Source organism: Rhodobacteraceae bacterium M385 (assembly GCA_025141835.1).
Lineage (GTDB): Bacteria > Pseudomonadota > Alphaproteobacteria > Rhodobacterales > Rhodobacteraceae > Gymnodinialimonas.
The window spans coordinates 3,051,779-3,071,231 of sequence record CP081102.1 but is presented as its reverse complement, the minus strand read 5'-3'; the positions used below and the strand labels follow the sequence as shown (position 1 = coordinate 3,071,231).

Annotated in this window: 21 protein-coding genes; 12 read left to right on the top strand and 9 right to left on the bottom strand. The window is 63.0% G+C overall.

Annotated elements, in window-relative coordinates; translation table 11 throughout:
- Positions 1-86 precede the first annotated feature (86 nt).
- From K3728_15020 to K3728_14980, 9 genes are all read right to left on the bottom strand, one after another.
- Entirely contained in the window at positions 87-926 is an 840-nt protein-coding gene (locus K3728_15020; GenBank protein UWQ94988.1) for an ABC transporter permease subunit, read from the bottom strand.
- 115 nt (positions 927-1,041) lie between these two features.
- Positions 1,042-1,923: an ABC transporter permease subunit gene (locus tag K3728_15015; GenBank protein UWQ94987.1), complete on the bottom strand. Its 882-nt coding sequence runs from the start codon at positions 1,921-1,923 to the stop codon at positions 1,042-1,044.
- A gap of 66 nt (positions 1,924-1,989) precedes the next feature.
- Positions 1,990-2,187: a hypothetical protein gene (locus tag K3728_15010; protein UWQ94986.1), complete on the bottom strand. Its 198-nt coding sequence runs from the start codon at positions 2,185-2,187 to the stop codon at positions 1,990-1,992.
- 77 nt (positions 2,188-2,264) lie between these two features.
- A complete protein-coding gene (locus K3728_15005) occupies positions 2,265-2,993 on the bottom strand; it encodes a transporter substrate-binding domain-containing protein (protein ID UWQ94985.1) in 729 nt (242 codons plus the stop codon).
- Positions 2,994-3,013: 20 nt separating this feature from the next.
- Complete coding sequence (locus K3728_15000) at positions 3,014-3,772, bottom strand: transporter substrate-binding domain-containing protein (protein UWQ94984.1); 759 nt, start codon at positions 3,770-3,772, stop codon at positions 3,014-3,016.
- Positions 3,773-4,552: an ATP-binding cassette domain-containing protein gene (locus K3728_14995; protein UWQ94983.1), complete on the bottom strand. Its 780-nt coding sequence runs from the start codon at positions 4,550-4,552 to the stop codon at positions 3,773-3,775.
- A gap of 94 nt (positions 4,553-4,646) precedes the next feature.
- A complete protein-coding gene (locus K3728_14990) occupies positions 4,647-5,423 on the bottom strand; it encodes a PhnD/SsuA/transferrin family substrate-binding protein (protein UWQ94982.1) in 777 nt (258 codons plus the stop codon).
- 71 nt (positions 5,424-5,494) lie between these two features.
- A complete protein-coding gene (locus K3728_14985; protein ID UWQ94981.1) occupies positions 5,495-5,935 on the bottom strand; it encodes a TerB family tellurite resistance protein in 441 nt (146 codons plus the stop codon).
- Positions 5,936-6,081: 146 nt separating this feature from the next.
- Positions 6,082-6,942, bottom strand: coding sequence for a PhzF family phenazine biosynthesis protein (locus tag K3728_14980; protein ID UWQ94980.1), 861 nt, complete (start codon positions 6,940-6,942; stop codon positions 6,082-6,084).
- A gap of 477 nt (positions 6,943-7,419) precedes the next feature.
- On the opposite strand from K3728_14980, the gene K3728_14975 reads away from it, so the two are divergent.
- From K3728_14975 to K3728_14920, 12 genes are all read left to right on the top strand, one after another.
- Positions 7,420-8,580, top strand: a complete 1,161-nt coding sequence (locus K3728_14975) for an isovaleryl-CoA dehydrogenase (GenBank protein UWQ94979.1) — start codon at positions 7,420-7,422, stop codon at positions 8,578-8,580.
- 103 nt (positions 8,581-8,683) lie between these two features.
- The gene (locus K3728_14970) at positions 8,684-8,986 is read left to right on the top strand and encodes a hypothetical protein (GenBank protein ID UWQ94978.1); all 303 of its coding nucleotides are present in this window, start codon (positions 8,684-8,686) and stop codon (positions 8,984-8,986) included.
- A gap of 116 nt (positions 8,987-9,102) precedes the next feature.
- Positions 9,103-9,549, top strand: a complete 447-nt coding sequence (locus K3728_14965) for a hypothetical protein (protein ID UWQ94977.1) — start codon at positions 9,103-9,105, stop codon at positions 9,547-9,549.
- 78 nt (positions 9,550-9,627) lie between these two features.
- Positions 9,628-11,235, top strand: a complete 1,608-nt coding sequence (locus K3728_14960) for a methylcrotonoyl-CoA carboxylase (protein ID UWQ94976.1) — start codon at positions 9,628-9,630, stop codon at positions 11,233-11,235.
- A gap of 130 nt (positions 11,236-11,365) precedes the next feature.
- Complete coding sequence (locus K3728_14955) at positions 11,366-13,306, top strand: acetyl/propionyl/methylcrotonyl-CoA carboxylase subunit alpha (protein UWQ94975.1); 1,941 nt, start codon at positions 11,366-11,368, stop codon at positions 13,304-13,306.
- 11 nt (positions 13,307-13,317) lie between these two features.
- A complete protein-coding gene (locus K3728_14950) occupies positions 13,318-13,977 on the top strand; it encodes a glutathione S-transferase (GenBank protein UWQ97578.1) in 660 nt (219 codons plus the stop codon).
- On the top strand, positions 13,970-14,824 hold the full coding sequence (locus K3728_14945) for a hydroxymethylglutaryl-CoA lyase (GenBank protein UWQ94974.1): 855 nt from the start codon (positions 13,970-13,972) through the stop codon (positions 14,822-14,824). The genes K3728_14950 and K3728_14945 overlap by 8 nt, the downstream gene beginning before the upstream one ends.
- A 2-nt stretch (positions 14,825-14,826) precedes the next feature.
- Positions 14,827-15,609 carry a crotonase/enoyl-CoA hydratase family protein gene (locus tag K3728_14940; protein ID UWQ94973.1) on the top strand — a complete coding sequence of 261 codons (783 nt, stop codon included), beginning with the start codon at positions 14,827-14,829 and terminating at the stop codon, positions 15,607-15,609.
- 158 nt (positions 15,610-15,767) lie between these two features.
- Entirely contained in the window at positions 15,768-17,318 is a 1,551-nt protein-coding gene (locus K3728_14935) for an AMP-binding protein (protein ID UWQ94972.1), read from the top strand.
- A gap of 129 nt (positions 17,319-17,447) precedes the next feature.
- Entirely contained in the window at positions 17,448-17,813 is a 366-nt protein-coding gene (locus K3728_14930) for an NADH-quinone oxidoreductase subunit A (protein ID UWQ94971.1), read from the top strand.
- Positions 17,814-17,862: 49 nt separating this feature from the next.
- On the top strand, positions 17,863-18,774 hold the full coding sequence (locus tag K3728_14925) for a trypsin-like peptidase domain-containing protein (GenBank protein ID UWQ94970.1): 912 nt from the start codon (positions 17,863-17,865) through the stop codon (positions 18,772-18,774).
- A 144-nt stretch (positions 18,775-18,918) separates the two neighbouring features.
- Positions 18,919-19,452, top strand: coding sequence for an NADH-quinone oxidoreductase subunit B (locus K3728_14920; GenBank protein ID UWQ94969.1), 534 nt, complete (start codon positions 18,919-18,921; stop codon positions 19,450-19,452).
- The last annotated feature ends 1 nt before the right edge of the window (position 19,453 follow it).

Sequence of the window (19,453 nt, the reverse complement as noted above, 5' to 3'; positions counted from 1 at the left end):
GGGACACAGGAGGTAAAAAGGGTTGCGCTGTATGAGCCTTACGCCTGAGGCGGCGACCTCGCAAGCGGCGTTTCAAGGCGGTGGGGTTAGCGGATGAGGGTGGGACGGAGGCGGAGGCGTCGCTTTTGGTCAGAGGGGAGGTGACGGTTGAGGCGGCGGTTGATGGCGCCGAAAAGGGCGATGACGAGCAGAGCCACGATGATGAAGTAGCCGGCCACAATGGGGTAGGGGATGAAGGGGTTGAAGGTGCGGTCGGCGAAATAAGAGGCGTAATAGAGCGCGTCGCCGCGCTGCTGGAAGGCAGGGAAAGAGCTGAAGAACACCAGCGCCGTGGCGTGGAACATGAAGATCGCTTCATTGGTATAGGCGGGCCAGGCCAGGCGCATGGTGGTGGGGAAGGTGATGCGGCGAAACTTCTTCCAACCAGTCAGGCCATAGGCATCGGCGGCTTCCAGATCGCCTTTGGGGACGGAGCGGAGCGCGCCGTAAAAGATCTCGGCGGCATAGGCGGAAGTGTTGCAGAAAAGGACAATCAGGGCGCCAAGCCAGGCCCGGGCGAACCAGCGGGTTTCAGCCTCGATCGCGATGCCGAAAAGCTCGAACTCGTAGCCTAGACGGGGGATCATCACGAAAGCCTCATAGGCCATGAAGAACTGGATAAAGAGAGGGGAGCCGCGGAACAGGAAGATGAACCATTCCGCCGGTTTGCGGAGCAGCCAGCGCGGCGAGGCTTTGGCGACGGCGAGGGCCACGGCGAAGAAGAAGCCGAACGAGAGGGCGAGGACGCCGAAATAGACGTTCCAGATCATGCCGGAGCCGATGAGCACGAATTGTTCACAAAGGGTGATGTCGCCCTGGGGAAGGGCGCGTTCGCCAATGCCGATGGCACGCAGGGCATAGGCTTGGATCGCGTCGGTGCAGGTCATGCGGAGAAATCCTTTGCAAAGGATTTGGCACGCCCTTGCAAGGGCGTGGGCAGAGCCTTGCAAGGCTCTGGGAAGACTTTTGCAAAAGTCTTTGGCGGAGCAGGGCAGCGGGGCGTCATGGGGCGGCCTTGCGCAGGGCTTCGCCGCCCGCGGTGGCTTGGCCACGGGAGAGGCGGCGGGTGAGGCGGGAGAGGGCGAGCTCTGACACGCGCGTGAAGCAGAGGTAGAAGATCAGCAGTCCGAGGAAGTACCAAAAGCGCCAGTCGGGGTGCGGGTAGGCGAAGCGAGAATTGCGGGAGCCGCCGATTTCACGGGCCCAGTAGACGATATCCTCGATCCCCAAGAGGAACAGCAGGGGCGTCGCCTTGATCAAGATCATCCAGATGTTGGACAGGCCCGGCAGCGCGAAGACCCACATTTGCGGCACCAGGATACGCCAGAAGATTTGCCGCTGGGACATGCCGTATGCAGCCGCCGTTTCCAGTTGCGGCTTCGGCACGGCGCCCATCGCCCCGTAGAGCACGTTGCCGCAGAATGCGCCGAAGACGATGGCGTAGGTGAATGTGGCCAAGCCGAAGTTGTAGCTTTCGTGCACCCATTGGGGGGCGTTGCCTTGAGGCGTGCGGGCCGCGTCGCAGACGAGGAAGTTGGCGCCTTGGCGGATCGGCTCGTCCCAGTCGGGGCAGGTCACGATGTGGCGGAGGTATTCGATCCCTTGGTCCAGCACGAGGACGAAGAACAGGAAGAATACGATATCGGGCACGCCGCGCACCATGGCGGTGTAGGTTTTGCCGATCAGCCGCGCGGGCAGGTTACGGGCGCGGCTGGCGGTAGCGGCGACAAAGCCGATGCCGAGCGACAGAGGGGCGGCGATCAACAGCAGCAGGCCCACGGTCAGGAAGCTTTGATAGAACAGCATATGCACGCCATTGGTCAGGTAGCAGCTGAACCAGCGGAAAGTGTCGAGGGTGGAGGGATCGGAGCAAAAGCTGAACATGAGGTGTGTGGGGCTCGGGGCGGGATTGAGTTGTATGTGCCAAGGTGAAGTGGAAAGGGGGGCGTTTCAGAGGTGGGTGTCGTGTGTAGGGCGCAGGCGGTCGATGATCCAGATGATGAGCGCGCCGAGCGCGAGCAGGACGAGCGGAGGTAGAGCTGCGAGGGGCAGGAAGGCCAAGAGGATGAACGCAGTGGCCGTGGCGCTTGTCTGCCAGGGTGATGCCTCAAAGACTTCAACCGTTCCGATGACCAAAAACAGGGTCACAGCCGCTCCCCAGAGCAGGGAAAGCGCGAGCCAAGCCTTAAGCAGCCCGCGCTTCCAGTGTTGCATTGAAGCGGCCATTACCAGGTGAGGGTATCCTCGCCGAACCATTCCACCAGGAGCGCGTTGAGGGAGCCGTCTTCCTTCATCGAGGTGATGGCAGCATCAAAGACGGCGATCAGCTCATCGCCTTCACGCAGGCCCATGCCAACGCCTTGGCCGAGGGTCACGGGATCGAGGATGATCATCAGGTCATCGTCTTCAGCCGCAACCTGCAAGAGGAAGTCGTTGTCGGCAAACACGGCATCGGCCTCGCCGTTGCGCACGGCGGCGACGGTTTCATCGGGGGTGGCGAATTCGATCAGTGTCACCCCTTCGAGGGTCGCCAGATAGCCCGACTGGATCGTGTTTGTTTGCGCGGCAATAACGGCGCCATCCAGTTCAAGATCTTCGTCCATGCCCATGAAAAGCGTTGGCGCGTTGGGGATATAGGCTTGGGTGAAGTCGATGACTTCGTCACGCTCATCGGTAATCGACATGCCGGCAATGATCGTGTCGTAGTTGCCGGAAGTCAGGTTGGGGATGATGCTGTCCCATTCGTTGGTGACCCATTCGCAGGTCAGTTCGGCACGGGCGCAGAGTTCATCACCCAGGGCGCGTTCCAGACCGTCCACTTCGCCATCATCGTTGATGAAGTTATAGGGAGGGTAGGCGCCTTCGGTGCCCATGCGCACGACGGAATGGCCATCGGCCAGCGCCATGCCCGCAGTCATTGTCAGTGCCGTTGTGGCTAGGATCAGTTTTTTCATTTTGGGATACTCCCTGTTGGTTAGCTTATTGGTAGGCCAATGTCGCATAGTGCGATTGGGTCGTCTACGCCCGCCCCGGTCCAGCGGGTTGTCAGGCGCGTAATGGTTCCATCACGGGATAGGTTTACCAGCTGCGCGTCAACCTCTGCCGCGAGGTCGGGACGCAACGGCGTCACGGCGATAGAGGTGCCGCCGCTTTCAATAGCCATCCCGCCCGAGGCGGTAAGAAGGCCGCGATTGGGGTAAGTCTCCACCGCCGGATCGGCGCCGAAATAGGCGGGAATGTCGCCCGCGACGACGGCATCAAGCGCGGTGTGATCGTCGGAAAACGGACGTGCCTCCAGCCCGGCAAGAGCCAGCGCGGTGGCGTGCAGCGTTTCGCGCAGCACTGCAATCGGGCCGCTGCGAGGGTCATGGGAGGGATCGAGCACATAGAACGTCCCCTGAGCGCCATCGGCTGAGCCGGGGCGATAGGGGCAGGTCATATGCACCCGCGCCGCCCGGGCCGCGGTATAGCCAAGGGAATTGGCTGCGATGTCGATCTCGCCTGCCTCCAGCGCCACAAAGATCGCATCAAAGGGCATGATTTCCCACTGGCAATCCCACCCGGCGCGGGCGCATAGGGCGGCCAGCAGATCCCCCTCGAGCCCGCTGACGGGCGACGCGCCGTTGTGGATGATCATCGGCGGATAGGCAGCTGAGGTGGCAATGCGCAGGGTTTCCGCCTTGGCGCAAAGGGGCGCGATTGCCACCAGAAGAAGGGCCAGAAAGCGCGTCATTCAGGCGGCGTCGGAATGGCTGAGGAACTGTCGCAGCCGCGCGGACTTGGCGTGGCCGAACAGCTCGGACGGGGCGCCTTGTTCCTCGATCAGCCCTTGGTGCAGGAACACAACGTGAGAGGAAATATCGCGCGCCATGCGCATGTCGTGGGTCACGAGAATCATCGTGCGGCCTTCCTCGGCCAGATCACGGATGACGCGGATCACCTCTTGCTCCAACTCAGGGTCGAGGGCCGATGTCGGCTCATCAAACAGCAGGGCACGCGGCTCCATACACAAGGCCCGCGCGATGGCGGCGCGTTGCTGTTGTCCGCCCGACAGCTCCGACGGCCAAGCGTCGCATTTCGCACCGATGCCTACCTTGTCGAGCAGGCGGCGCGCGCGGTCTTCGACCTCGGCCTTATCCTCGCCCAGAACGGTGACGGGCGCTTCCATCACGTTCTGCAAAATGGTCATGTGGGACCATAGATTAAAGCTTTGAAACACCATCGATAAATTGGTGCGGATCAGTCGGACCTGCTCGGCATCGGCGGGGCGGCGGTTGTCGCCTGTGCCCTTCCAGCGGATCGGATCGCCTTCAAAAATGATCTCGCCCTGCTGGCTGTCTTCCAGAAGGTTTGCGCAGCGCAGAAGCGTGGATTTCCCCGACCCGGAAGAGCCGATCAGCGACACCACATCGCCCGCTTGGGCCGAGAGGTCGACGCCTTTCAGCACGTCGAGCGCGCCGAAACTTTTGTGCAATCCGTTGATCTCGATCACGGGGGGGGAGGCGGTTGTCACGTGGTCTTGTCCCTGATGTTTCGCCTGAGTTGTGCCGAAATGGCCAAGAAATGCAACGGGCAAGGGGTGGGTGCCGCAGGGGAAAGAGAGGGATTCAGGCCCTGTGCCGCGCCGCCGTGCCGATTGGCGCGGCATCGGGCAGGGCCATGGCGTGGTAGGCCGCATCGGGCAGAGACACGAGGCCGCGCAGCATCAGCGTTTCACGGTGCGCAGGCGAAAGCGCCGTAAGGGCCGCGATCACGGCAAGGCGCAGGGGGGCGGGGTCTTTGCCGCGCGCGGTAATCAGGGTTTGGCCCGGCGACGTGGCGCTTTGGGCGATGATCCGCAGGCGTGGCGCGGTGTCATCGTAGCGCTCGATCATCTGCCAACTGATCGCGTCGATGCAGGCGATGTCGGCCTGTCCCGCCACAAGGGCCCGGGCCGAGGCGCTATGGGCCCCGGTCAGAACCCCACGAGAAAAGGCGAAGCCATGGGCACGGGCGTAGCTCCAGGCGGCCCCCCAACCGGAGTGGCTGTCGACCTCATTCACCGCAAGGCGCGCATTGGCGAAGGCCGCGGGCGTGTCACGGGGATCATCGGCGCGCACCACGAAATAGGAGAAGTAATGCCCCGCAGGCGCGCCCGGCAGGCCGTAGTCACAGGTGCCGATGCGGGTGGTGAGGGTATGGGCGTGGGTGCGGTAGGGCAGGTTGCAGATTTGCCCCAGCAGCAGATCGGGCCGGGTCCATGTTTGGGTATGGGGCGTGTCGTGATCCAAAGCGTCGGGGGCGAGATGGCCGTGGTCACGCAGGGCATCGCGGATCAGGGCGTAGAACGCATCATGGGCCGCCCGCGTTTGCGCACGCAGATACATCGGGAGGGTGGCGAGCATGGGGATTGGCCTTTGCGGGTAGGCGGAAAAGGCCGGGGGTGAGGGCGCGTGGAGACCTTTGGTGGAGGCCCTTAAAGGTTCGCCTCAACCCGGCGACGGGCCAAATTGCTGTCGCGGTCATTGATGCCAAGCATCGGGGCGACAAGGCGCATCAGGGCGTTTTCATCCTCGTCCCGTTCGCCATCGGCAAGGGCGATATCCCAAAGCGCCTCGACCACATCAAGGCGGTCGTCATGGTCAACCGAATCCTTGATGGCACGGGTGAAGCGGACAGTATCGGGGGCCTGAGCCTCCAGCGCCTCGGCCTGAGCGCGCAGGGTCTTGGCCTGGCCCGGCAGAAGGCCGTAGCGATCGGCCAAAAGCGCATCAATGCGGGCGATTTCTACAGCAGCGTAATCGCCATCGGAGCGGGCAACACGCACCAGAAGGGCGGCAAGCGCAAGGCGGGCATCAGCTTGGGGAAGCGGTTCAGGGGCGGGGGCCAGAAGGCGGCTGAGCAGGTCTGAAATCATAGGAAGACTATAGGCACGGCTTTGTTCAGTTGGAAGACCCCGGAGCACGCTAAAGAATTGCCCTGCGGTGCAGGACGACATTTTTTGGGCGGCGCTGGTTGAGGGGACAGCTCCGAGGAGGGGGCGGCAGCGCCCGAGGAGGCGCTTCAGGGGATACGGATTTGGCCGGAGGCCACGGGAACCGCTTGCCCCGCGACCCGAACGGCGGTGAGGGCGTTGGCTGCCGTGTCGATGGTCAGCCGAAGGTCCGAGGGGCGGCCCATTTCGACCCCTTGGCGCAGGGTGAAAGTGGTTGTGCCGGTCTCGGGCAAGCGTCCGGTCGCGTGCAGGTGGCCCGCCAGAAGGGCCGTGGCGGAGCCTGTGGCGGGGTCTTCCGCGATGCCTGCGGGGGGATCGAACATCCGACCCTGGATCGCATTGGGCCCCGTGGGCACATAGGCATAGATCGCGCCGGTGTCGCCAGCAGTCTTGCGGGTCTCCGAGAAGGCGGGTTCGGAGATTTTGCAGCGCGACAGCGCGTCGAGCGTGGTGAGTTCGACATAGAGGAAGGAGGGCCCGCCCTCAAAATTCCCCAACGCGGTGGGCGCGAGATCGTGTTCAGCCAGCCCAAGCGAGGCGGCCATGGTGGCGCGATCTGGGGTGGCCTCCAGCGCTCGGGGGATTTTCGGGGCGGTGAATTCGGCCATGCCATCGGAGATGGTAACAGGCACGAGGCCTGCGACTTCCTCTAGGGTGACGGTGGGGGCGCCCTTGGCCAGATGCAGGGCGCAGCCGATGGTGGGATGGCCCGCGAAGGGGATTTCTGCCGTGGGAAAGAAGATACGCACCTTGGCAGTGTGGGAGGGATCGTTGGGCGTTTGGATAAAGATGGTTTCCGACAGGTTGAACTGCCGCGCGATGGTTTGCATCTGCGCTGTGGTCAGGCCGTCTGCCCCTTCGACGATGGCCAAAGGATTGCCGGTAAATGGCGTGTCGGTGAAGACGTCGTAGATATGGAAATTGAGCATAAGTCCCCCTGCGCTTTGGGCACAGGATTACGCGCTTGGGCGGATGGCACAAGGGCGGGGGCCATGACCATCTGTGATGGGGGTCATTGCCGGGACGCTCTGTCTGGCGGGCGCTGCGGATTTGGTGGCAGCTGTAGTGCGGCGTAAAGAAAAGCGGGCCCGCTTTGAAACGGGATTGCCCCCACCAGCGTCACCCGGCGGGTCGGAGGAATGCGCGATCCGAGCCGTGCGCCTGCGCCCAATGAGGGGGCGGTCTGGGGCGGCACGGCCACAGGGCCGTAGAGTGGGGCGGGTGTTAACCCACGCCCGGTGAAGATCTTCGGGAGCTTCTATAGCGCAGAAAAATGGGGTGTTGCGCCAAAGGCTTATGGTGCGCGCGGTGGGGATGAGGGCATGAGGGCCCCAATATCCTTTGACTCGAGCGCGGGGGCTGTGTCATTAAATGAACAAGCGTTCAATTACCGGGAGAGATGGGCGATGTTTCTGGGTTCGATGAGTTTTGATCTGGGCGAGGATGTGAATGCCTTGCGCGACATGGTGCATGCTTGGGCGCAGGAGCGGGTGAAGCCCATGGCCGCCGCCGTCGATGCCGACAATGCTTTCCCCAACGAGTTGTGGCCCGAGATGGGCGAGCTGGGCCTTCTGGGCGTGACCGTGGAGGAGCAATTCGGCGGCGCTGGCATGGGATACTTGGCGCATCTGGTGGCGGTGGAAGAGATCAGCCGGGTCTCAGCCTCGGTCGGGTTGTCTTACGGGGCGCATTCGAACCTTTGCGTGAACCAGATTAAGTTGAACGGCTCGGTCGAGCAGAAGGAAAAGTACCTTCCGCGACTGGTGTCCGGGGAACATGTGGGTGCCTTGGCGATGTCCGAGGCGGGCGCGGGATCGGACGTGGTGTCGATGTCGTTGCGGGCCGAGAAGCGCAACGATCGCTATGTGCTCAATGGCACCAAATACTGGATCACCAACGGGCCCGATGCCGACACTTTGGTCGTTTATGCCAAGACGGACCCGGAGGCGGGCAGCAAGGGCATGACCGCCTTTATCATTGAAAAAGAGATGGTTGGCTTCAGCACCAGCGCGCATTTCGACAAGATGGGGATGCGAGGCTCGAACACGGCGGAGCTGGTGTTCGAGGACGTGGAAGTGCCATTCGAGAATGTGCTTGGCGAAGAAGGACGCGGTGTCCGCGTGCTGATGAGCGGGTTGGATTATGAGCGTGTGGTGCTGTCGGGCGTGAACATCGGCATCATGGCGGGCTGTCTGGATGAGGTCATGCCTTACATGAAGGAGCGCAAGCAGTTCGGGCAATCGATCGGGGATTTCCAACTGATGCAGGGCAAGATTGCGGATATGTATACCTCGATGAATTCGGCGCGCGCTTACGCCTATGAGGTCGCCAAGGCCTGTGACCGGGGGCAGGTCACACGCCAAGATGCGGCGGCTTGTGTGCTATACGCGAGCGAAGAGGGGATGAAGGTGGCCCATCAGGCGGTGCAGGCCATGGGGGGCGCGGGGTTTATGAACGACGCGCCCGTGAGCCGGATGTTCCGCGATGCCAAGCTGATGGAGATCGGGGCCGGAACGTCGGAGATCCGGCGCATGTTGGTCGGGCGGGAACTTATGGGAATGATGTAAGTGTGGCAGCTGTTGCGATGAGTTGTATGGCCAAGGTGAACGGGGGCGTTGTGTCTGGTTTGCGGGCTTTGCGCTTGCGGGCAGGGGAGGAAAGGCGCGCGTGATGACAAGGGGGATGATCTTGCCGTTGGCGGCGGCGCTGGCTTTGGCGGGGGCGCTCGGGTTGTACTTGGGTGTTCAGTCGGCGCCGGTCACGGAGGGGGAGATCATCGCGCGGCATGGGGCCGTCTATGTGGCGGAAACCGGGGGTGATCTGAACGATTGCTATGGTGTGCCGGCGGGTGTGGACGGTGTGAGGTTGATGGTGATCTGCGAGGCCGAGGGATCGGAGGCGTGGTTCGTGGCGGTCGATGCCCGAGGGGAGCCAGTGGATGAGGCGTTGATCTTTGGGGAGGATGCTACGTGAGGTTGTGGCTGTTGATCTGCGGGGTTCTAGCGCTGGGCACCGGGGCTGGCGCGGCGCAGTCGTGGGGAGACGGGGCACCAGAGACGCCAAGGTTCGGGGTCTGTTTGCCGGGGGCGATGGCGGAGTTTGAAAGGGCGTTGCAGGGCCCCGGATATGGGGCGGACTGGGAGATTGGGGCGATGAATGCCCATTGGGTGCAGCATTGCGGCTATCTGGCGATGGGGATTTGTGAGGTCTCGACCGATGGGCTGGCGTGTCAGCGCAGGTTGAGGGCGGCGTTTGAGGCGAGGGGCGCGCAGATGCGGGCGCTATTGCCGGAGCCGGAAGCCGTGGGAGGCGCCGGGTTGGCGGCTTTGTACGAGAGGGTTTGGGCCTTGGCCCTTGGCCGGGACGCGGGGGATTCCTGCGCGGGTTGGGACGCCCGCCGCGCCTTATGGTGCGAGAGTTTTCAGGCCGCGTTGAAGTTTGAAGAGGCGGTGCATGCCTGGCAGGTGGCGCGGTTGATGGGGGTCATGGGGCCGTTGGATTGGGCCTTGTTGAGCGACCTCGACGCCACGCAATAGCGGCGCGGCGCGGACACGGCGCAAAAGGATTTGGATTAGGAGCTGCCTTGGATCGGGCGGGCGAAAGGGAATGAAACTGTGAAACTGAACTCTCAATTCATCGGCGGCTCGGAGCAGGCCAAAGTCAACCGTGCGGCGCATTTGGAAGCGTTGAATGTGATCTCGGAGGCGGCCGGATTGGCGGCGGCGGGGGGCGGAGCGCGGTCTCGGGAAAGGCATGTGGGCCGGGGCAAGATGTTGCCGCGAGAGCGGGTGGCGAACCTGTTGGATGCGGGATCGCCGTTCCTGGAGGTTGGGGCGCTGGCGGGTCATGGGCTTTATGACGGGGCGGCACCTTGCGGCGGCGTGATTGCCGGTGTGGGGCGGGTGCATGGGCGCGACGTGATGGTGATCTGCAACGATGCCACGGTGAAGGGCGGCACGTATTACCCGATCACCGTAAAGAAGCATTTGCGCGCCCAGGAAATTGCCGAGGAATGCGGGCTGCCTTGCGTCTACCTTGTGGATAGTGGCGGGGCGAACCTGCCTAATCAGGATGAGGTGTTTCCCGATCGCGATCACTTTGGGCGGATTTTCTACAACCAAGCGCGGATGAGCGCGAAGGGGATTGCGCAGATCGCCGTGGTCATGGGCTCTTGCACCGCGGGGGGGGCCTATGTGCCTGCGATGGCCGATGTGTCGATCATCGTGAAAGAGCAGGGCACGATCTTTCTGGCCGGACCGCCTTTGGTGAAAGCGGCCACGGGAGAGGTGGTCTCGGCCGAGGATCTGGGCGGAGGCGACGTGCATACGCGCCTGTCTGGTGTGGCGGATTATTTGGCAGAGGACGACGCCCATGCGCTGGCTTTGGCGCGGCGCGCGGTGGGGTCGTTGAAAGGTGCGAGCGGCCCCGGGCCAAGGCCCGGTCTACGGGGGCGCGATCCGGCCTATGACCCGGAGGAATTGCTGGGTGTGGTACCGGCATCTCTGACGACGCCTTATGACATTCGGGAGGTCATCGCACGGGTCGTGGACGACAGTTATTTCGACGAGTTCAAGGCGCGTTTCGGAGAAACGATTGTCTGCGGTTTCGCCGAGGTCATGGGCCTGCCTGTGGGCATTATCGCCAACAATGGCGTGTTGTTCAGCGAGGCGGCGCAGAAGGCGGCGCATTTTGTGGAATTGTGCTCGGCCCGGAAGATCCCCTTGGTGTTCTTGCAGAATATCACCGGTTTCATGGTCGGGCGGAAGTATGAGAACGAAGGGATTGCACGGCACGGGGCGAAGATGGTGACAGCTGTGGCGACGACCTCGGTGCCGAAGGTGACGATGTTGGTGGGCGGCTCGTTCGGGGCGGGAAACTACGGGATGGCGGGGCGGGCTTATTCGCCACGGTTCCTGTGGTCCTGGCCGAATTCGAGGATTTCCGTGATGGGCGGGCCGCAAGCGGCGGGGGTTCTGGCCACGGTCAAGCGCGACGCGATGGAGCGCGCCGGGGAGGAATGGTCTGCGGAGGCGGAGGCCGCGTTCAAGCAGCCCACGATCGATATGTTCGAGGAGCAGTCGCATCCTTTGTATGCCAGCGCGAGGCTGTGGGATGACGGGGTTGTTGACCCGCGCAAGTCTCGGGAAGTGTTGGGCCTATCGCTGGCGGCGGCGTTGAATGCGCCGATTGAGGAGACGAAGTTTGGCTTGTTCCGGATGTAGGCGCGGGCTGAGGGTTCGGGATTGAGTTGTATGGGCCAAGGTGAAGGGGGAGCGTTGGGCGTTCCTTTGGGCCGGGCGCGGGGGCGCCGGGTCGGATTGGCGGGGATTGAGTGCTCGGAAAGGGCTGAGGATGTTTAAGAAGGTATTAATCGCGAACCGCGGTGAGATTGCGTGTCGGGTGATGGACACGGCGCGGGCCATGGGTGTGCGGACGGTGGCGGTTTACTCCGATGCGGACGCGGGCGCGCGGCATGTGCAGATGGCCGATGAGGCGGTGCATATTGGCGGGGCGGCGCCCAAGGAAAGCTATCTGCGCGGTGAGGTGATCATCGAGGCGGCGCTGCGCACGGGCGCGCAGGCGGTGCATCCGGGCTACGGGTTTTTGTCGGAGAACCCGGAGTTTGTCGATGCGGTCGAGGCGGCGGGTTTGGTGTTTATCGGGCCGTCTGCCAAGGCGATCCGGGCGATGGGTCTGAAGGATGCGGCGAAGGCCTTGATGGTGGAGGCGGGCGTGCCCGTGGTGCCGGGTTATCATGGCGCGTCGCAGGAAGGATTGGCCGAGAGGGCCAGTGAAATCGGCTATCCGGTGTTGATCAAGGCCGTGGCCGGTGGCGGCGGCAAGGGGATGCGCCGTGTCGATGCGCCGGAAGACTTCGCCGACGCGCTGGCCAGTGCCCAAGGAGAGGCGGCAACGGCCTTTGGCAACGAGGCGGTGTTGATCGAGAAATACGTCTCGACCCCACGGCACATTGAGGTGCAGGTCTTTGGTGACGGTGAAAAGGCGGTGCATTTGTTCGAGCGAGATTGCTCGCTGCAGCGCCGCCACCAGAAGGTGATTGAGGAAGCGCCGGCCCCCGGGATGACCGAAGAAATGCGCGAAGCGATGGGTGCGGCGGCCGTCCGTGCGGCGGAAGCGATTGGCTACAAGGGCGCGGGCACGGTGGAGTTCATCGTGGATGCCAGCGACGGGTTACAGGCGGATCGGTTCTATTTCATGGAGATGAACACGCGCTTGCAGGTGGAGCATCCGGTGACGGAGGCGATCACGGGCGTGGACTTGGTGGAATGGCAATTGCGCGTGGCCAGCGGAGAGGCTTTGCCCAAGGCGCAGGAAGACCTGTCGATTGATGGGCATTCCTTTGAGGCGCGCCTTTACGCAGAGGACGTGCCGAAGGGCTTTTTGCCCGCCACGGGGACGCTTACCCATCTGGCCTTCCCTGAAGGGGCCCGCGCCGACACCGGCGTGAGGGAGGGAGATGAGATCAGCCCGTGGTATGATCCGATGATCGCCAAGCTGATTGTCCATGGCCCCACACGCGCCATCGCCTTGGCGCGGTTGGAGCAGGCTTTGGCAAGCACGCAGGTGGCGGGTTCTGTCACCAACCTCAGCTTTCTGAGGGCCTTGGCAAGGCACGAAGGTTTCGGGCGCGGAGAGGTGGATACCGGCCTGATCGACCGAGAGGTCGAGGCTTTGTCGAAAGCGCCCGTGCCCTGTACGCGCTGCCGGTCCGTGGCGGCGGTGGGCGCGATGGACATGGCAGATAACGCCGTGCAGGGGTTCAGCCTATGGGCGTCGTTGGAGCATTCCGTCGTGCTCGCGTTCGAGGGGGAGCCTGAGACCCTGAAGGTTGCGATTTCGGGGCCCGGGCGGGCGGTGGTCACGTCGGAAAAAGCCAGCCATGAGGTCACTTGGTCCAAGGAAGGCAACGACACCCAATGGGCCGTAGACGGCACGCCGGTGGCGGCTGAAGTCGTGCGCCACGGGGCTGGATTGTCGGTCTTTTGGGGCAACAACTACCACTTCACGTTGCCCGATCCGTTGGATGTGACGACGGGGCCGGGGGCCTCGGCGGGGCATATCGTGGCCCCGATGCCGGGCCTTGTGAAAGCTGTCTTCGTGGAAGCAGGCGCGCAGGTAAGCGCGGGCGACCGTTTGGCCGTGCTGGAGGCGATGAAGATGGAGCATGTGTTGACCGCCGGACGAGATGGCACCGTGGCCGAGGTGATGGCTGTGGCCGGCGCGCAGGTGGACGCGGGTGCGGCCCTGATCGTGCTGGAAGACGAGGCATGAGCGACGCGGGTTTGGTCCGCCTGCATCACGTTCCGTGGGGACGCTCTTTCCGGGTGCTGTGGTTGTTGCAAGAGATGGGGATCACGCCCGAGATTGTGACCTATCAGATTGGCACCAAGGGGATGCGCGCGCCGGGATTTCTGGAGCATTCGCCGGCGGGGCGTATCCCGGCTTTGGAAATTGACGGGATCACCGTTTTCGAATCCGCCGCGATCCTGCAATACCTCTGTGAAAGCCGCCCCGAGCATGGGTTTGGCCGTGCGCCGGGCCACGCCGATCGGGTGGCCTATCTGGAGGCGATGGGGTTTGCGGAAACGATGGCCTCGCTCATCGAGCAGCTCAACCTGAACCACCTTTTCCTGCGGCCTCCGGCCAAGCCCTCGGGCACCGTAGTCAAGCTGAACACCCTGCGGTTGGCCGACACGCTGAGGGCGCTGGATGGGATGATTGCGGGGGAGTATCTTCTGCCCTCGGGCTTTTCGGCCGCCGATGCGATGTTGGGGTTCAACCTTTTTGCGGCGCCCTACTACGTGCGTCTTGATCCCTGGCCGAACCTGCAAGCCTATTGGGCACGCCTGCAAGCCCGCCCCGGTTTTCAGGCCACAGCCCAGATCGAGGGACCGCAGGCATTCTATGCAAAGGACTTCTACGAGGTGCCCCAAGATGACTGACCGCGCAGAGATATTCGAGGTCGGCCCCCGCGACGGGTTGCAGAATGAGGCGCGCATGATCTCGACCGCCGATAAGGTGGCGTTGGTCGACATGCTGTCGCGTGCGGGGTTCATCCGCATCGAGGTGGCGTCGTTCGTGTCGCCCAAGTGGGTGCCGCAGATGGCGGACGGGGCGCAGGTTTTGGCCGGGATCACGCGCGCCGAAGGGGTCAGCTATGCGGCGCTTACGCCGAATATGCGCGGCTACGGTGGGGCAGTGGCGGCGAAAGCGGATGAGATCGCGATTTTCGCCAGTGCCTCGGAAGGGTTCTCCAAGGCGAACCTGAACGCGACCATTGATGAAAGCCTTGCGCGTTTTGCCGATGTGGCCGAGGCCGCGAAGGCCGACGGGATGCGGATGCGGGGCTATGTGTCTTGCGTCACCGATTGCCCGTTTGACGGCGAAACCGAGCCCGGTGATGTGGCCCGCGTGGTGGCGGCGTTGCGCGAGATGGGGGCCTATGAGGTCTCTCTCGGGGATACGATCGGGCGCGGTCTTCCGGAACGGATGGACAAGATGCTGGACGCGGTGGTGCAGGAGATGCCCGCCGAGAAGCTGGCGGGACACTTTCACGACACCAGCGGACGCGCGTTAGAGAATGTGGACGTGGCGCTGGCCCATGGCGTGCGAGTTTTTGACGCCGCCGTGGGCGGCCTTGGCGGTTGCCCTTATGCGCCCGGCGCAGCGGGAAATGTCGCCACGGAAAAGCTGGAGGCGCATTTGCGCGGGCGCGGCTATGAGACTGGACTGAATGCCGAGATCATCGCGCAAGCCGCTGATTTCGCAAGAACACTGAGGGAGGGCTGAAAATGGAAACGTTGCAGATAAGCGTTGATGAACGAGGCGTGGCGACGCTGAGGCTGAACCGCCCGGATGTCCACAACGCCATGAACGCCGCGATGATCGCAGAGCTGACGCAGGCCGCCGCACGTTTAGGCAAAGATCCTGCCGTAAGGGTCGTTGTCCTGACCGGCACGGGCGCGAGTTTCTGCGCCGGAGGCGACCTAGGCTGGATGCGCGACCAGATGGCCGCCGATGCCCCCACAAGGGCGCGGGAGGCGCGGGCGCTGGCGGAAATGCTCGGCGCTTTGGACCGCCTGCCCAAGCCCCTGATCGGACGTATTCAGGGGCAATCTTTTGGCGGCGGGATCGGCATGATGTCGGTTTGTGATGTGGCAATCGGCGTGGAAGGGGCGAAGTTCGGCCTGACCGAGGTGCGCCTTGGGCTGATCCCGGCGACAATCGGGCCCTATGTGGTGGCCCGTATGGGCGCGGCACGGGCACGGCGGGTGTTCTTCTCGGGCCGCCGGTTCGGCGCGGCAGAGGCGGTGGACTTGGGGCTGCTGGCAAAAGTCGTGGCCGAGGACGATCTGGACACCGCGATTGAGGCCGAAGTGAAGCCCTATCTATCCGCAGCCCCCGGTGCGGTCGCGGAAAGCAAGGCGCTGGTTGCGACCCTTGGCGGACAAGTCTCTGATGCCGATATCACAGCGACGATTGACGCTTTGGTGGGCCGTTGGGAAAGCCAAGAAGCCGCTGACGGGATCGAGGCGTTCTTTGCCAAGCGCAAGCCGCGTTGGATGGAAAGCTAGCCACGCCCCTAGTCCCGCAAGCTTGCGAGCAGCGTGTGCGGCGACAAAGCCCAGTTTCGAGGCGTGGGCGCGCGCAAAACTATAGACAGGGTGCGCATTGATCGCCCATCGTAGGCCCTTACTGGCGCCAAAAGAGCTGCCGGAATGGGAGGAAGACGATGGCCATTTTCAAGAGCCGCTACGCCGATATCTCGGTGCCGGACCAATCGGTGACGCAACTTTTGTTCGAGGGCCTTTCGGGGCGAGAAGACAAGGTTGCGGTGATCGACGGCCCCTCGGGCAAGGAAACCACCGCCGGGGAATTGATGGCGCGGATCAAATCCGTGGCAGGCGGTTTGACCGCCAAGGGCGTTTTGCCCGGCGGCACGGTCGCAATTCTGGCCCCCAACATTCCCGAATATCCGGTGTTGTTCCACGGCGTGGCTTGGGGCGGCGGCACTGTCACGACGATCAACCCCACCTATACGGCCCCCGAAATCAAGCACCAGCTCAACGATGCGGGCGCGGTGATGCTTGTCACCATCAGCGCCTTTGAGGAGGCCGCCCGCACCGCCATGGTCGGCACCAACTGCCGCGATCTGGTGGTGCTGGACGGCGACGGCAAGAACGGCGCCTTGAGCGGGGCCGATATCATGGGGACAGAATTGCCCGAGCAAGTCCCCGGCAATTGGGCCGAAGACGTGGTCGTGCTGCCCTATTCCAGCGGCACCACGGGCAAGCCCAAGGGCGTGATGCTGACCCATCGAAACCTGGTGGCGAATGTTGTGCAAGCGGCCTCGATGGCGGGAATAACCGAGAAGGATAAGGCGATTGCCTTCCTGCCGTTCTTCCACATCTACGGCATGACGGTGATGATGAACCTGTTCCTGAACCAGCGCGCAGTCATTATCACCATGCCAAGGTTCGATCTGGAAATGTATCTGCGGCTGATTCAGGACCATCAGGCAACGCGCCTCTATATCGTGCCGCCGGTCGCCTTGGGCTTGGCGAAACATCCGATGGTGGAGGAATACGATGTCTCCTCGGTCACCGAAGTCTTCTCGGGCGCAGCCCCCTTGGGCGCCGAGATCGAGGCCGCCGTGGGCATGCGGTTTGGGGCGCATTCGGTGCAGGGCTACGGCATGACGGAGATGAGCCCGATCAGCCACATGACCAAGGGCGACTCGATTCGCCACGGCTCAAGCGGGCAGGCGGTGCCCTCGACCGAGTGCCGGATCGTGGACCCCGACACGCTGGAGGATTTGCCCGCAGGCCTGGAAGGGGAGCTTTGGGTGCGCGGGCCACAGGTGATGAAAGGCTACCTCAACAATGCGGAGGCGACGGCGGAATCACTGACGGAAGACGGCTGGCTGCGCACGGGCGATCTGGCAGAGATCGACGATGATGGCTTCATGTTCATCCGAGATCGTCTGAAAGAGTTGATTAAATACAAAGGTTTTCAGGTCGCCCCCGCCGAAGTGGAAGCCGCCCTTTGCGGCTGCGAAGGGGTCACCGATGCCGCCGTCATTGGCCGCACGGACGCGGAGGCAGGAGAGCTGCCGATTGCTTTTGTCGTGACCTCAGGCGCGGTGAAAGAATCCGATTTGCGCAACCATTGCGAGGGATGCCTGGCCCACTACAAGCACCCGGTGGAGTACCGTTTCGTTGATAGCGTGCCTAAAAGCGCCAGCGGCAAAATCCTGCGTCGGGAGCTGCGAGAGATATTGTAGCGCAGGCCCAAAACGGCAAATGGCGGGTGGCGCGGATGGCGCGCCCTCCCATTTCGTCGCACCGAGCGGCGTTGACCGCCTCCAATGCGCGGCGTAAACCACCCCTCGTACCGCATCCATGGAGCGACCATGTCCGAGCTGCTTACTGAATACGCCCCGATCCTGATTTTCCTTGGGTTGGCCATTGGCCTGTCCGTGGTGTTGATCCTAGCGGCAGTGGTTGTAGCGGTCAGCAACCCGGACCCTGAAAAGGTCAGCGCCTATGAGTGCGGGTTCAACGCCTTCGACGATGCGCGGATGAAGTTCGACGTACGGTTCTATCTGGTGGCGATCTTGTTCATCATCTTTGACCTCGAAATCGCGTTTCTGTTCCCTTGGGCCACGGCCTTCCCAGACCTGACGGATTTGGGCTTCTGGTCGATGATGGTGTTCCTCGCGGTTCTGACCATCGGCTTCGCCTATGAGTGGAAAAAAGGCGCGTTGGACTGGGAGTAAGCCAGTTTGGCTGCTTCCGTCATAACGCTAAGCCTTTGACGGTGCTTTCATGAGTTCAGGCGGCTCCTCCGCCAAAGGCGTCCTCGCCAGCGTGCTATTTGCGGGTGCGGCGTTTGCTGCACTGGTGCTGAGTGTCCCTGAAGCGCCCTTGCCTGAAAAATACGACAACGCGCCAGAGCCAGGCATCATCGGCCGCGACGACCGCGTGCCGCTGGCCCGATTCACCCCCGATAGCCCAGAGGACTTTCCCGGCTGGGAAGAGGTCCAAAACGCCGTTGTGCGGGTCAGTTGCAATGGCGGCGGCACCGGGGGCGGGGTGTTGATTGGCGACGGCACAAGAATGCTGACGGCGGCCCATGTGTTCTATCACGACTATGGCGATCCTGATTGGTCTCGGATCAATTGCATGGTGCTGCACCCAAGGGGCGATGCGGTCGCGATCAGACCCCAAGGGATGAAATCGGGCCGCTTTAGTATTCCTGAGGCGCTTGGCGGGCATTTCTCGATCGGGATTACCCGCCACGATTGGGCTGTTGTGCCCCTTGCGCGGGCGCCCCACGGCGCGGAGCCGTTGCCGCTGGCGGATCGTGACACGATGGCGTTGGAGCAGGGCGCAAGGGTGATCAACATCGCGGGACCGCAGGATAACCTAGAGCTTGCGGGCTTTAACGCGCAGGTCTGTCGTTATTTCGGGGTGCCGCCCACGGCCTCGCATTTGGTGGGGGACGAGATCATTGGCCGCTTGGCCGAGCCCGGAGATGAATGGCATGTGGCGCGGTACGATTGCGATTTGGGCCGCGGTGGGTCTGGGTCGGGGATCATCGGATGGCACCAGGGCACTCCCTACGTCTGGGGCATTGTCACCGATAGCTTGCGCGGCGCGGATCGTTGCCCAGAGGTGGGCTATTCATCGTGCTACAGCGCGGGGCCGTTGGTTACCACGATGGATATCCTTCCCTGAAGGGGCTGGCACAGGGCGGCCATTAACCCGGAAGTAGCGGGTAGGGTGCGACAAGGTCACGCCGACCAATTTACGCACCTGCGTTGACCCCGGCGCGTTGCAGCCGTATCTCCGAGGGCGAACGATACTGAGGGATGAGCCACGATGGGCGTAGCAACTACTCCGAACCATGCCGGTGCTGACCGTGAGGTCGCCACACAGGCCCTGAATGCAGAGCTTCAGGACAAGGGCTTCCTCGTCACGTCCTCGGAAGACATCATCAACTGGGCGCGCACAGGTTCGCTGCACTGGATGACCTTTGGCCTCGCCTGCTGCGCGGTGGAGATGATGCACACCTCCATGCCGCGTTATGACGCTGAGCGTTTCGGGATCGCGCCGCGCGCCTCCCCCCGTCAATCGGACGTGATGATTGTGGCCGGTACGCTGACCAACAAGATGGCGCCTGCGCTGCGCAAGGTTTACGACCAGATGCCCGAGCCGCGCTACGTGATCTCTATGGGGTCCTGCGCCAATGGCGGCGGCTATTATCATTACAGCTATAGCGTCGTGCGCGGCTGTGACCGGATCGTGCCTGTAGACATCTACGTGCCCGGTTGCCCGCCTACAGCCGAAGCGCTGTTGTACGGCATCTTGCAGTTGCAGCGGAAAATCCGCCGCACTGGCACCATCGCGCGCTGAG